This is a genomic window from Acinetobacter sp. T_3_1 (genome assembly GCF_025377055.1).
Taxonomy (GTDB): domain Bacteria; phylum Pseudomonadota; class Gammaproteobacteria; order Pseudomonadales; family Moraxellaceae; genus Acinetobacter; species Acinetobacter kookii.
Map to the genome: position 1 here is coordinate 1,394 of NZ_JACHVD010000001.1, position 17,034 is coordinate 18,427.

At 38.4% G+C, this 17,034-nt stretch carries 1 protein-coding gene (running past one end of the window); it reads left to right on the forward strand.

The features are described 5' to 3' along the window. Window positions 1-17,034: the beginning of a tandem-95 repeat protein gene (locus H4I94_RS00020; RefSeq protein WP_261180861.1), read on the forward strand. 21,957 nt of this gene lie beyond the right edge of the window; 17,034 of the gene's 38,991 nt are visible here — the first part of the coding sequence; it begins with the start codon at window positions 1-3; its stop codon lies off the right edge, out of view.

Here is a 17,034-nt window from a genome sequence, read left to right on the forward strand (position 1 = left end):
ATGAGTCGTAATAGCAAGCACACAGCTCAGGAACAAATGTGGACAATTGAGCAGCTGGAACCAAAATTACTCTTATCAGCTGACTTAATGCCAGGGGTTTATGAAATAAACGGTAATATTGAAAAACCGGGTGAGCAGAAGCAGTACGAATTCGTCATTACCGAAAAAACAAAATTTTTCTTTGATGGGGTGGAAGGGAGCAAATTTAACTGGTCTCTGAAAGGTAAGGAATTGGGGCAAAATTTCTCGGCTGTTCAGCTTGAACAAGACAGTCATAAATTTCTCGACCTTATGCCAGATACTTATCAATTAAGTGTTGATGGGGATAATGATCAAACAGGCAATTATACATTCAGAATGCTGGGGGAGAGTGCTGCTGTTAGCCTGAATTTAAATGAACAAACAGAACTAATACTTAGTCCTTCCAGTCAAGCAGTTTTATATAAGGTGCAGTTAAGTCAGGGCGATCGTGTATTTTTTGAAAGCCAAACAAGTAATGCTACCTGGAGTATTTTTGATCCAAATGCCAATCTTATAAAAAATCGTCTGAATACATCAGATTATCAAGGTTTTGAGGCGCTAACTGGAGGAACTTACTGGTTATCTATTGAGGGGAATGACAGCCAAAACAGTCTTGAAAGCCAATTTATACTACATGCTTCGAAACCTGAAGTTATTGCATTGAATTTGAATGAAAAAACAACTGTTAATTTTAACAAGCCTTTTCAGTCCACACAGTATAGCTTTACCCTTGAGCAGAATCAGTGGATTGGTTTTGACCAGCTCACGACGGGGCTTGAAAACACGGAATGGCTCATTAAAGACAGTATTGGCAATACAGTTTTTTCAAATAAGAGCACAAATCAAAGTGATACGGAAACAGCACCGCAATTTTTAAATGCGGGGACATATGTACTATTCATCAATAGTTTAAGTACAGTTCAAGGTGAAATTGACTTTAAGTTAAAGAGCAGTGCTCAAGTAGATGCTGTAATTGATGAAAACAATAAAAATTTAATTTTTAATAATAATGGAAATGCATCGAGCTTTATAAAAGTAAATGCTGAAAATTCTGATTTATTGGGACTTATTTCTGAATTCTACGCAACAAATATTTACAACGCAAAATATTTAAATCTGGAAGGAATTTCTGAAAAAACAATTGGAGCTGGATTTTCAGAACAAGGCATTGAACTATACGAATTAGTATTAAATAAAAATGACAAAATTTACTTGGAGAAAAATAGAGAAGATGCATTAATCAGAATATTTAATGAAAATGGTGAAGAAGTTGCGAAATCGGAAAGTAATGATTTAGATTTTTCTGTACTAAACAGTGGTATTTATTATTTAGGTGTTAGCTCTAATCTAAGCGAGAGCTATAATATTACTGATACTGTTGAGAACAGTAAAATAGAAAAAGTAGCAATTAAAATAAAATATATAGCATCAGCACCAGTTAATTATACTTATACCGATGTGGGCGGTTCTATATATAATGCAAAACAACTTGATTTTATTAGAAATAAGCAAGTTCAAGTTACTATTGGTGATAATAATTCAAACTATGCAGATGTCGATTTTTATAAAATACAAGTAAAAAACGGTGATTTAATTAAAATTTCAACCCCCAATAGTTATGGTTTTGATGGATATTTAAAAGTATTTGATAAGAATGGCTATATTGTAACATCAGCTGATGACTCTCCACTTAGTTATAGATTTAACCAAGGTGGTGAATATTATCTGGCATTTAGTTCTTATGGTAACAGGAACTATAGTCCATATTATGAAAATAGCGGAGGATATGCCGGGAGTAGAGGGACTCTCAATGTAAGTATTGAATTAAATGCATCTGATATCCCTAAAGTATATTTACTTGACCGGTATGGTAATATTGTTCTTGATACTGCTATAAGCCAACCGGGGCTTATACAGCAAAAACTGAGTCAAAATGAAGAATACTATGTCTGGATTAATTCATCACTGAACAATGCCTCATATTATTCATATATATTAGGTTTCTCAAATAAAACGACTCAGCAGGTTGAACTTCAAGAAAATACCAAACTGCAATTTAACTTTAATGGTGTGGCAAATATCCATGAAGTTGAATTAACTGTAACAGAGGCGGGTACATATTTCATTTATCCTGAAAAGAACTTGTTGAATGCTTCATGGGTATTAAATGGTCCTGGTGTAGAGAATCTTAACTGGAATAATGAATTTTCTCAAGGGGAGTCTACACCACAGGCAGTTTATCTGACTGAAGGAAAATACCAGTTTAGTATTTCGAATTATGATTTGGAGGGTGAATACGATCTTGAAGTTGTCTCTGCCAAATCATTAGCAACTATAACTCCAGATCAAGATTATACAATAGGTATACTTGCTGCAGGCGAATCCGTTGTATATGCAATTGATTCTAGTTATCTGGATGAATATACTTTTAATTTAAATACTACCCATCCTGATTTAAGTATTTCTGTTTGGGATCAGTATGGTCAACTGCTTGCTAAGAACTTAACTGATGGAACAAATGTTTATCAGGATTATAAGCAAAATAAAATTTATATTTCTGTTGTAAATAAAAGTTTATATGAAAGCATACAGGACATCACTCTAAAATATCAAAAAAACCAATACCTGCACCCGGTAAATGTTGTTAAGAATATTGCACTAAATGAAAATGTGGTTCAGCAGGCAAAAGATTTACCAAGAAATATTAATTACAGTCTTGCGCTTGAACAGGATAGTTTTGTTAGTTTTGAGTTTGTTCAAAATGTTTATGAAGAAGTTGTAATTATTGGGCCTGCTGGCGAAATTATTTCAGCTGACGCTTTAAAAGTAACAGGACAATGGTTGATTGCAGGTCAGTATTTTATTGAATTTAAAAATAAAATTAAAAACACTGTATTTGAGTTTAATATTCGTGATATCAATCAATATTCGAAACTAGGTACGAATGTAACAACACAGATTGATTTAAATAACAGTAATGGTATCCAGATTTATCATTTTAATATGGATGCTAACTCAGAATATTATTTAAAACTTGATAATAGTTTTAGCACGGCTAAATTTAAAGTATTAAGTCAAGATGGTTTTGAAATTGTAAGTGGTAATTTTAGTTCAGAAAAAATTTACCTGCCTAAAAAAGAATGGATAAAGGACTATATCCTGATTATTGAATCTAATGATGATAATCTGCCATTAGACTTGAGATTGGTTGGTGTTGAGAAAGTCATCAATATGAGTATAACTGACTCGATTGATTATTCTTTTATGAGGTCATATCAAGATCAGGAAATCGAACTTCAAGTTAGTCAGGCCGGTTTATATTACTTTGATTATAGTTATCTCAATGGGGCATGGTTAGAAATTATTATCAATGACCAGCAGTCCAATGGTTCTCTCTCAGAAGCATATGCTGCTGTAGAACAAAATCAACTTAATAATTATGAAAACTCAAGCCATCAAATTCAATCTTATTATTTAAGTCAAGGCACACATAAAATTATATTGCATTCTCAATGGAGTGCGGATGCAGCATTATTACTTAAAATTAAAGCTGCTACTGATATTGTTGAACTGAATCAAATTGATCCTGAGTGGTCTATTCCTGCAATTGAGGCATATGGTACAGCATGGTTTAAAATACCATATTCGGTATATGGGGATCTGCAATTTAAACTTAAGACAGAGCAATCAGACTTATCTTTAAGCGTATTTGATGACTATGGATATTCATATAATCATTTTTATGATCTTGAATATCCATTTAGATTGAATGCAGGGGCAGATTATATTTATCTAGCTATTCATAATTATGCTTTTGAAGATATTCAGAATATTGTTTTTGAATCCAAAAATAAAAACCTGGGTATTAATTTAAACCAAAAACAACAATTTAGTTATGATGACCTGTCAAATGAACCTGTATTTTTATTTGATGTACTTGAAGATGGTTGGGTAACCCTGGAATTCGACAATCGTTATTATGCTGAATTAAGTATTAGTAATGAATCGGGTTGGGTATTCGATGGCTGGCCTGAATATGTCAATTATCAAAGTCAGACAGCATTTCATACCATTTATTTACAAGCAGGAGCGTATAAGCTTGAGTTTCAAGGCGGTTCGGGATACAACAGGCCGAATTTACTGGCTGAAGGTGTTGAAAATGATGGGGAGGCATTGGATGAAGCGAATATTTTCCAATTCACTCTGCATGCTAATGCTCAGTTACCACAGCTTGAAGTAAATCAGGCAGTTGAGCTGGATCTACAGTCGAATTTTGGTTATCAGACGTATTCTGTTCATCTTGCCGATGCCAAAGACTATCAATTACAGTTGCTGACAGAGACGGCGGGAGCTTATTTCCGTCTTTATACCAGCGATGGTATTGAATGGAATTCAGGATATTTATCATCCGAAGCCATTCAACTACAAAAACTTTATGGTCAAGAAGAATATATTCTGGTCATTTGGAATGAGCAGCAGGAATTAGCGCAAAATCTATCCATTAAGCTGGAAGAGAAGGATAGCACGACCTCTGTGATTCCTGTAGTTTCTACAATTTCAGTAAGTATTGATGCCACTGTTTCAATCAATGATAAAATCACGGCTGATTTGGAACATCAGGTAATTACGCTGAATATTCAGCAGGATGGCACTTATTTTATTTCCCAAGAACAGGGTGCAGATGTCCTAGGCTGGAGTTTAACAGGTCCATCTTTATATTATGATAATAATGACAGGGTGAATAGCCTGTATTTAAGACAGGGGGTTTATCATTTAATCATCAATAATGCTGAGCGGCTAGAAACAGCATATCAGTTTAATATTATCCCTGTTTCGCAGATACAAAATCAGGTTATCAAGAATAATGAAGTTTTGCTTGATTCTCTGGCTACAAATGAAACAGTGTTCTATAAACTGGCAATGGATGCTGAAGATGAATTGATATTTAAAGGGTTGAGTCATTTTTCCGGCATTCAGCTTGATTTGTGGACTGAAGATGGTTACCACATTAATTCCTATTATGATCTTGCACAGGTATTTCAAATTTACCCATATTCGGATCAGTCAAGCTCACTTTATTTGACCATTTCGAATATCTCAGCAGATCTTATTGAGAATATTAATTTTATTATAAAAGACAAAATTACGCAGCTTGATCTGAATACTGAAAACCATATTTCAGATGCGGATCTTTATAATGGAATGTATTTCAATTTTAATGTTGAGCAGACGGGCTGGTATGCACTAGATGTGAATTCGCCATTGCCTTATTCCTCTAATCTTTATAGTGTTTTAAATGGTGAATGGGAGTATGTAACTCGTTCAGCAGATATGAATGGTGGATTATATTTCCTGGAAGCTGGTCAATATGCTCTTCAATTCGATTTTCAGTATATATCTGTAAATGGCTATGATTTGATCTTTAATCTGGCACAGCAGAGTGAAGCTAAACCATTATCTATAGATAATCCAAACTTAATTGAAAGCGAGTATTTTCAGATCTTTGAACTGAATGCTGATGCTGAATTTAATTACTGGATTGATATTGCTGAACTCAATCATCAGGAAACTGGTAATTTAAGATTTAAATTAATTGATGAAAATGGTCATCAGTTAGATGATCAATATTATTATCAAACATCAAAATTGGCATTGTCAGAATTGGGTGGTAAGTACTGGCTGATCGTTGAAAATTATAATCAATTAGAAACTGAACTGGTTCTTCTAAAACTACCAAAGCAAATTCAGCTTTTAGTAAGCCCAAATGAAAGAACAGCGCAGGAGCTTGACTTCGTAGCTGAATATCAGGATCAGGAAGTTATTTTAACGATTGAAAATTCGGGAGCATATTTTCTTGAGTTTTCGAATTCTACAGCTTTGCAATGGCAATTAATAGGTCCTGGTCTGCAAAGTGAGTGGTTTAGTTCTGAGCCAATGCAGGCACGTGGTGTGGAATATGGCGGTGATACCGGTCTGTCATCGGTTTATTTCACGGCAGGTACATATAAGTTGCTGCTACGTTCGCAGTGGCAGGCAGGGTATGTAGCTTTCAATGTAATACCTGCATCTCAGGCAGTGAATCTGCTTACAGATACTGATACGACAATAGATCAGCTGGCGGCAGGAGAGTCGAAACTCTATCGCGTGTATCAGGACTACTTTGCTGTATATACAGAAAATTATAACCAGTTTATTTTTAATCTTATTTCAGAACATTATGATCTTCAATTTGATTTCTGGACTCAGGATGGTGAGCGAATTTATCCTGATTATAATGATGAAAATCAGATTCTCGAATTAATCAAAACACAGCCATATTTTTATATTTCAGTTAAAAATGCCGGTTTTGACATTCAGGAAAATATTCAGTTTAAGGTTGTTAAGGAAAATAAGGTCACTCAATCCGTTGTTAGTGAAGCTATAAGTCTTGATCAGACGGTGGCTATAGCTGAAAGTGAGCTAAATGATCAGCTTGCATTTGAGTTCAGCACATTAGCAGATGGTTTTATCCGTTTTGATTTTACCGAGTCAGCCTATCAATATTTGAAAATAACAGGCTCGGATGGCTTTATTTTCGAAGGCACGCCACGGACTTTAAATACGGCAACTGGTCAGGCACTTGAAGCATTCTGGTTGAAGTCCGGGCAATATAAAATTGAATTGTCTAATAAATTAGCTGGGAAAAATCTTCAATTTGTTATTCAAAATCAATCAGAAATTGCAAATATTGAGCACAGTGAAACAGCTGTTGCAACATTAAATGCGAATGGCGGTTATCAATTTTTTAATTTGCAGATAGATAGCAATGCCGAGTATTGGTTGCGCCATTATTCCTCAGCGCAGAATTTGTCGGCATTACGATATACTTTATATAGTCAGGATGGGAAAAAACTCTCCAGTGACAGTATTTGGTCTGTGTATCAGTCCCTGCCGGCTCAAGGCGTGAGCAACCAGTACATTCTATTAGTTGAAAATTCAAGTAATACTCAGGTTGATTACAAACTCGATTTTATTGCTCAAGAAATTTTACAGCCGAAAGTGATTGAGCTTAATCAAATTGTGAATGATCAGTTTATCGGGCTTAATCAGCTGCAAACGTATACGTTTACATTAGCTCAATTGACTGCTTTGAAGCTTGAACAGCTGTCCTTAACCAGTGCAAGTAATTCTTATCAAATTAAAAACAGTAAAGGTCAAATTGTAAATCCAAATTATGGTCTTTATATGTTGGCAGCTGATACCTATACACTGACTGTCAGCAATACTAATAATCCAAATGATACTGCGAATTTATTTAGCTTTAAAACAACGGTAGTCAATCAATTAGTTGATTTGATTCTTAATACTCAGACCTCTGTAACATTGAATAATGGGATACCGGATAAAATCTTTAAAGTTTATCTGGATAAAAATAAAATTTATGATTTTTATAAGGATTCCTATACTTATAATGGTCTGGTGATTTATGATGAAAATGGGGCTGTGGTAAAATTCAATACCCCTTATTATTATAGTTACGGTTCTGGGTTAACTATTAATCAGACTGGTTATTATTATATTCGACCTTTCAATTATAATAATTATAACCTCACAGGTAATTACTCTTTTAGCTTACTTGAAAAACAAAAAAATATTGAGATATCTACCGGTGCTATAGTTTCTGGTAGTTTGTTGGGTTATGGTAGTGAACAGCATTACAGTATTAATATTGCTCAAGAATCTGTATTTAAGATGATTGGATATAATGAGGATGCTTATTTAATCATTAAAAACAAAGATACTGGGAATAATATCTATAATGGATATGTTAATAATGGTGATTATTTAGAATTGGAATTAGGTAATTATGAGATTACCGTTTCTTCTTATAGCGATTATACTAGAAATTATGCTTTCTCTTTAGTCGATTTGCTGGACACCACTGCTGGTGAAATTCAAATAGACCACTTGTTGACAATGAATGTTGACAATAGTCAAACAGCAAATGTGCAAACATTGACTGGGCAAGCAGGTGAAACCTGGCTGATTGATTTGCGAAATACAGGTGTGAATTATCAGGATATTCGCTGGGAATTATATGATCCTTCAGGCACTAAAGTGGTGTCGTCTAATCAATATGGAAATAGTGATAGCGCACAAAAATATACACTTAAACAATCTGGCAAGTATGTTCTAGTTGTTTGGGGGTATTCATCTACAACGGCAAGAACAACGTCCATTTCGGTGACCAAACCTGTTGAGCAGGTGCAAACTATTAAGATTGGTGATCAGATCTCGGGTCAGATTACCAAAGGTGGCGATGTCCATACTTATGCACTCCGCTTGGATGAACCGACAGCATTTATTTTAGATGTTGGATTAGGGAGTAATGCAAATTTTAGTATTCTTCGTGAAGATGGCACGCTCGTTGGTTCAAATGCTTATTCGGTACAATACTTAGCAGCAGGCAATTACCGTTTTGTATTCAAGGGATATAATGCCTCCACCCCTAATTATTCATTTAAGTTGATTGATTATATTGCTAAATCGTTGGCAGTGAGCAGTATTGACAATATTAGCTCAGAATTGAAAATTGGTGAGAATCTGGCATTCATTGAATTGAATACGCAGCCAGGTCAAAAGTACAGTCTTGATTTTACGACCAGTACCAACCTTTGGTATCAGGTTGTAGATACGAATGGGCAGGTTTTAATTTCAGGCAATGATTATAGTAGCAGCACTACATTTGTAGCCCCTAACAATCGAGCTTACCTAGTCGTTGGAAGATCAGGCATAAGTACAGTGAATGCCTTCAACGTACAAGTTGTACCTGTTTTAAATATTCTGGCCCCATTACAGTCCGGACAAAACGTCAATCTTTCTATGTCCAAACGGTCTGATCAGGCTGAATACAGCTTTAGCATGGGGAATGAAGGTTGGCTGATTCTGGAGAATGTCGCTTCGAGCAATACCAGCCTTGCAGTGTCCTTGTGGAATCAAAATAACAATCAGCTTTTCAGTTATAACAACTTGCCGTCTACGAATGGACTTGCACGAGTTTATCTTGCTGCTGGACATTATTCATTAAGAGTCAATTCAAATAGTGATCAGGCAGCTACATTACAGTTTGATGCCCGTATTGATCTAACAGGTGTGTATAGTCATGCAGGTCAGACCTTAAATACTGCTCAGGAAGTGTTCCTGCAAAATGGTCAGACTGAAATGGACATTATTCAGCCTGTCATCAATCAGCCTTATCTGTACAGATTTGTGCTGAATCAGGGTGATACGTTTAATGCAATGCTTTCTGATGCTCAAGCAGGACAAATCCGTCTATTGGATGCATCTGGAAATGAATTGGTTGCAGGAGCAGCGGGTGCTGTACAGCATATTGCTGCTTTAACCGGTATTTATTATCTGGAACTCAAAAATAATAATGCTGGCACACAAAGTATTACGCTGAACCGGACCAAGGTGAATCTGTCAGCAAGCAACGATGCCGGGGATACCTTTGCTACAGCTAAAGAGCTAAATTTTAAAACGGATACACAGTTTAAAATTACGACTACTATTGGTGATGGGTTAAATACCAATAAAGATGTCGACTTATATCAGATTATGCTGGTTGCAGGTGAGCGTTTAAATATCACCTCATATACAAATAGTAACTTCCTTACACGAATTTTTGATTCGGCAGGTAACGTTGTTTATTCTACGCAATATGCAGGTAGCAGTTATTATTATACCGCTACCACAACAGGTATTTATTATATTGGATTAAGCGGCTATCAGAATAATAGTTATAACCCGTTAACAGGAATAAATACTAAGGATGCATATACTGGAACAAATACTGTTGGGTTTAGCCGTCAGTCTGGCTTTATTCGTCCAATTACTCAGTTTACTGAGCAGATTGCCATTCCTGACAGTATTACTTCTACAGAAAACTGGTCTGGCAGTATCAATGCAAATTCATCGCAGGAATTTTATTTTGAAGTAAACACTGATGGTCTATATTATTTGGACCGCATCCAGTCAACTTATAACTCTTCATATAATTATCAAGTTTCTGTACTCGACTCGCAAACAAGAGTGGTGGGCACAGGCTTTAATGCTGCTTATTATTTAAAAGCGGGTGTGTATAAATATATCGTCAGCAATACATCGTATGCAGAAAATATCCAGTTCAAATGGAGCAATCTGTCAGCTCAGGCAACAGAGATTCAGCAAGGTCAATCTGTAACCCTCAATTATTCAAAAAATGCAACAGCCAACCGTGTATTTAAATTTTATGCAGAAGCTGGTCAAACCATACAGTTCAATAGTCTTGGACAAGTGTCTGGAACTACGCCACTCTATAGAATTGTCAATGAATATGGTCAAACTGTTGCTGGAAACAATCTGAGTTCCTCACAGGATGGTTCTTTGATTAGCCTGAAACATGGTGGGCATTATTATATTGTTTTCGATGATATATCGAATGGGTACAATTCGGAATATTATCAATATTCAGGTTCTGTTTCGTTCCAGCTGGATAGTATCAATTTAACGAATATTCCTCAGCTGCGTTTAAATGACAAAACATCAGGTCTTTTAAATGCTGCAAATCAGGAAATGACATACCATCTGCAAATAAATGAAAAATCAACAATACTCTTTGATTTATTAGCTGCAACTGACTCAAATATTTTATTTACCGTTATTGATCATAATGGCAGCGTGGTTTTTTCTGATTATTCTAATTACCTCATTAATAGCAGCATTTTATCACTTAACGCAGGTATTTATACCGTCAAGGTTAAAACAACGTCATTTATCCAGCAGGCTTATGGTTTTAAACTTTTAGATTTAAAACAGGTTCAACAGTTGAGCAGTGGCCAGATTGTTGAAGACCGTCTTAAACCTGAAGGCGAGCTATTGGCATATCAGATTGAGGCAAATGCCGGGGATCGTATATTTATCGATTTTGATGAGTTAATTACACAAAGCTATGGCTATTACAATGGACAGTGGAAACAGAACTATACGACCAAGCTTATAGTGATTGACCCATATGGTCGTCAGCAAGTCATTTCCAGAAATGATATCAATAACCTGGGTTCAGAGTTTGTTGCGACGGTGTCTGGTCAGTACCGTATCTTGTTTGATGAGTTAAATCGTAGCGATATTGAATTGCCATTCCGTATGGCAGTGTATGTACATGCACCATCCAATCCTATAGTCATTGATACTGAAAATAAGCCTCGGGTTAATTTGGCTGCACAAAATCTGAGTGTGCAGAGTGCCGACGGCAATGCCATTCAGTCAGGAAGTCAGCTTGAGATTCAGTGGACGCTCACCAATACGGGTGACATCAGCACATTTGGTGATTTTACCGACCGTATTTTGGTTAAACATAAAGATACAGGCGAAATTGTTGCTGAAAGTCTGGTGTCTTATTCTGAACAGCAGCAAGGCAGTATCCTGGCTCAGCAATTGGTGATTCGTAGCGCTTTGATTAAGCTTCCGGAAGGAAATTTAGGGGCGGGCGATTTTGAAATTATTGTCGAGGCAGATTTTTATAATCATCAAAAAGAAACCGTCGAAACCAGAAAAAATAACCAGACGTCTTCAGCGTTCAGCAGTGGATTAAGAAACTATCCTAATTTAACGGTAGAACAGTTAGCGTTATCTCCAGCACTTAACTGGCAGGCAGGCGAGACTGTTACGCTCAACTGGAATGTTAAAAATTTAGGTCAGGTGGCAGCTCAGGGCAACTGGGTGGAACGTGTTGAGATTATCAATCTTACTACGGGAGCGGTCGTTGTCAGCGAAGAAGTCTTCATGACTGAACAAAGTCTGGGTGCGAATAGCCATCTCCAGCGTAGCTTTGACTTTATCTGGCCATCCGATGTACATGCAATTGGGCAATTTGCAATCAAGGTTAAGGTAGATGCATTAAATACTATTGCAGAATACAGTTCACAAGGTTCATTGGAAAATGACAATGAAGCCCGCATTACAGTAAGCGCCGGGCCAGATCTGATTGTTCAGAATTTACAGCTGATGCAGTCACAAATTCAGGCAGGCGATCTGGTCACGGTCCACTGGCAAGATGTAAACCAAGGCAGTGTGGCAACACCTCAAAACTATCAAGACCGAATTGTTATCCGTGCCAAAAATGCAGATGGCAGTGCGGGTCAGATTGTATTGAATTTTGCTGTGGCATTTAACGGGGATGCTGCATTGCCACTACTGGCAGGTGAAACGCGTGACCGCAGTTTCAGTTTTACCATGCCTGAAGGTGTTGTCGGTATTGGTCAGTTCATTATAGAAGTGGTTGCTGACAGTAACATTACCGGTCAGGGCGTGATTTATGAAGTCAATGCTTCAGGTAATGCCGAAACCAATAACAGCCAGACTACAGCCTTTAGCTCGACAGCCAGAACGTATGCCGATTTGGCCGTTTCCAACATTATTGTACCGACAGAGATCGGTTCGGGTGATGCTGCCCAGATTCAATGGACGGTCAGTAACCTTGGTGACAAGGTCGCTGAAGGACAATGGGTAGACCGAATTGTCTTGAGCCGTGATTCGGTTATTGGCAATGCTGACGATATTATTTTGGCCAGTTTTAATCGGGTGAAAGAGTTAAACTCGGGTGAAAACTATCAACAAAATGTCTCCGTTAAAATTCCGACGCGTATTGAAGGACAGTATTATCTTGCTGTCACTAGCGATGTGAATCAAAGTGTCAAGGAGCCTGACACTAGAGCGAACAATCAGGCTATTTCAGCCAAGTTTAATATTGTCAAAACCTTTACAGATCTGGTTCCGGAAATTATTTCATCTCCAGCCACGCTTGGAATGAATGAATCAGGCCGAATTGTATGGAAAGTCAGCAATAACGGAAACTTGAGTACCGACATTAACCGTTGGGTAGACACAGTTTATATCTCGACTAAATCTGTATTTGATTCCACAGCAACAACCTTAGGTTCAGTGACACGTGCGGGAGCTTTGGCGACTGGTGAATCATATGAAGCTTATCTGGATTTCTCTCTGAATAAAGCGCTGGGACAATACTATATTTTCGTCAAAACTGACAGTTATGGTGCTGCCTATGAGCCGGAACACACCGCTAACAATACTGTGGTCTCCGCGCCGTTATCTCTTGAAGGTGAAAAACTTCCAGACATTCAGGTGTCGGATATTCAGGTACAGTCACAATGGCAATCCGGCCAGCAGATCAAGTTGTCTTATACGCTGCATAATACCGGAACGGCCGATTTCACCGGTTTAGTCTATGACAGCGTGCGTCTGGTGAATGTCAATAATCCTGGCGAAACTCGTACTCTTTCAATCTCGCCATCATCATTTAACAGAAATATTGTGAAGGATGGAAAAGTCGTTCAGGAAGTCACATTTACTGTGCCGAATATTGCTTTGGGACAGTGGAAGCTGGAAGTCATTTCAGATGAGCGCAATTATGTGCGTGAGCTGAATCTTGTGAGCCATACGGCAAATACCTTGATTGAAATGATCAGTCCAGATTTGGTGACTGGCAATATTCAAACTTCCGGTATTTTGCAGGGCGGCCAGGAAATTGAAATCTCCTGGACAACCTATAACCAAGGTACAGCTCAAGCTGGCAATGTAAAAGATGTGGTTTATCTGTCGCTGGATGATGTCGCGGATAGCAGAGATATCAAAATTGGTGAAGTCATTCATACGGAAATTGCAGGTCAGTCATCTGTTTCTTCTGTGCTGAATTATAAATTCCCGCTGGATTTGTCAGGCAAATGGCGCTTGATTATTGTGACGGATGCCAGCAATAGCAATGCAGAAAAAGATGCAGAAACGAACAATATTGCGCTTCAGTCCTTGGATATAGCCAAAGCCCTATATGCTGATTTGGTGGTGAAGGATATCCGTGTTCCTGAGCAGACCATTGCTGATCCGGCACTGATTAAAGTGGAATGGACGGTTTCCAATATGGGAACAGGTGCAGGCATAAATACAACCTGGACAGATACGGTTGTCTATTCTACCGACAATATTTTAGGCAATGCAGATGACATTATTCTGGGTAAAGTGGAGCGTGATGGTGCATTGCAGAAAGATGAAGCCTATATCTCATCTGTAGAATACCGTTTTGGTCCGAATTTCACGCGAAATGGTTTTGTCTTTGTACAAACGGACAGCCTGAAACAGGTCTGGGAAAATGGACTGGAAGAGAACAACACACTCAAGACGGATCATGCAGTCAATGTCATGCCAAAGGCTTATGCTGATTTGCAGATTGTCAATGTTGAGGTGGAAAATTTAGGCCAGTTGTACAGTGGTACTTCAACGCAGATTTCCTGGACGGTTGCTAATCATGGTATTGGCATTACAGATAAAGACACCTGGGTAGACAATATCTGGCTCAGCAGTAATGCAGATGGTAGCGGTCAAGTTTGGCAACTTGGTTCTGTGAAACATTTGGGGTATTTGGCATCAGGGGGTGTTTATGAGCACAGCCTGAATATTCGATTGCCAGATGGCTTAAATGGTACTTATTACCTGAATGTGGCTACCGATTATGGTAATAATGTTTTTGAGTTTATTTACGATAAAAACAACACCCATAACGGTGTATCAACCAGTATCCAGCTTGCAGATTATCCAGATTTGGCAGTAGAGAATATTGTTCTTCCGGAATCTGCATTTGAAGGTCAGGAAATTGAATTTAGCTGGACTGTGCGTAACATTGGCCTGAAGGATGCTACGGGGATCTGGAATGATTCAGTACGACTGGTTTCCCTAGATAACAGCAAAAATGCCATTGCACTGGGTAACTACAGTTATACCCAGGGTGTGGAAATGGGCAAAACATATACCCGCACGGAAAAAATTCGTTTACCAGCCCGTCTAGAAGGGGCTTGGCGTCTGGAAGTCACCACCAATACAGCGAACCAGGTTTATGAACTGGCTGGCAACAGACAGAACAATATACTGGTTTCTGATGGTGTACTGCGTGTTGACTTGAATGCACGTCCAGACTTGCGTGTGACAGATATTGAAATACCGGATTCAGTGGTTGCTGGTGGAAAAATCAGTGCGAAATTTACCGTATCTAACATGGGACCAATGGTGACATCCTCCCAATGGAAAGATTCAGTATATTTATCCCTGGACGGAAAACTCAGTTCGGATGACATCCTGATTGGTCGTTATAACAGTGGTTCAGCTTTGGCAACGACGCAAAGCTATACCACCATGACGGAAGATTTCACCATTCCGCTGCGTTACCGTGGTGATGTGTACATTATTGTGGTGGCGGATCAAACATCTTCTGTAGATGAATATCCAAATGAAACCAACAATACCCGTGTACAGAAAATTTTTGTTGAACCGGTTCCATTTGCAGACCTGGTTGCTAGTGATGTGGTTGCACCAGATCAGGTGACTCATGGCAGTAAAATTACGGTTGACTACAAAGTAACCAACAAGGGCTCGGCCAAAACTCAGGGCGATGACAGCAGTATCAATAGTTGGGTAGACAGTATCTGGCTAACTGTAGATAAACGTCAGCCAAATCCATCCAAAGGCGATATTAAGCTTGGTGAAATTCGCCATACTGGACATCTTGAAATAGGGGAAGACTATTTAGGGAATCTGACGGTCACCATTCCAGAAGGTACCTATTCAGGGCAGTACTATATTACCGTCTGGAGTGATACTTATGATGTGATTCTGGAAGATACACTTGCCAGCAACATTAACCTGGATGATCCAACTCAATTTAATAATAACAATTTCAAGGCAAGAGCAATCAGTGTTCTGGGCTATACACCACCAGACTTTACTGTAACTGAAGTGAAAGCGCCTGCACTGACGCAGACCGGCAATGCTTATCAGTTCAGCTATACCGTGAAAAACCGCGCAGACGAATTTGAAGGTAGCTGGACCGATGAAGTCTGGTTAGCTGACAATGCCGACTTAAGCAAAGCCAAGATTAAATGGAAACTGGGGGAATTCACCCAGAACAGAAAACTGGGCTATAACGAAACGTATACGGTGGAACAAAGTATTGCTGAGCTGGCGCCGTCTGTTTCGGGCTTATATCTAGTTGTAGAAACCAATACAGGTAAATTGCTCAACCAGAAAAATCAGGTTCGTACAGAAAAGGCCAAGGATAACAATAGCCTATCTATTGCTTCGCAAGTTGTTAACGCACCAGCTGATCTGGCAGTGAAAGAAGTACTAGTAGATTCACAGGTTTATTCAGGTGAAAAAGTTAATATTTCTTGGACTGTAGAAAACAGCGGGGCAGATGTATGGGCTGGAACCCAGTCCTGGACTGATTATGTACTGATTAGTGCATATCCAAACTATATGTCTGAATACTCTACAGTGATTGGTTCAGTTACCCATTCGAATGTTCAGGGGCTGAAGTCTGGACAGACCTATACCTCTACAGGACAGTTCAATGTCCCTGCCGGCTATGATGGCAAATATTATATTTATGTGATCAGTGATGCGAGAATTGATTATTATGGAAGAATCTATTATCCATCTGAAGCTGAATCATGGCCAAGTTCGAATGATGGTGCACTTCAACATTATCTCTCCACCGTATTTGAAAAAGGCGTTGTTTCCAACAATATAAAACAGACTTCACTGGATATTATTTATCGTGAGCCTGATCTGGTCATTCAGGATATTCAGGTTTCAAATCCGGCCCCAGATGCGGGAGATACAATTACCGTTACCTGGACAGTCACCAATAATGGTACCCGGGATACCCGCGTTTCATCCTGGTATGACGGTATCTACCTGTCGCTGGACGATAACATTGATATGGCGGACTATCCGGTCGTGGATCGAGGTAGCGAGTTTGAGGTTTTCTCCAGAGTCAAACAAACCAAGATTTACAATGCTGAAGGCAAGGCTGATGTGCTGAAGGTTGGGCAAAGTTATACCCAGTCGGCCATATTCACCCTTCCATCGGCAATTGGTGGAAAATTCAACATTATTGTCAAAGCTGACACCAACTACACCAAAGACTGG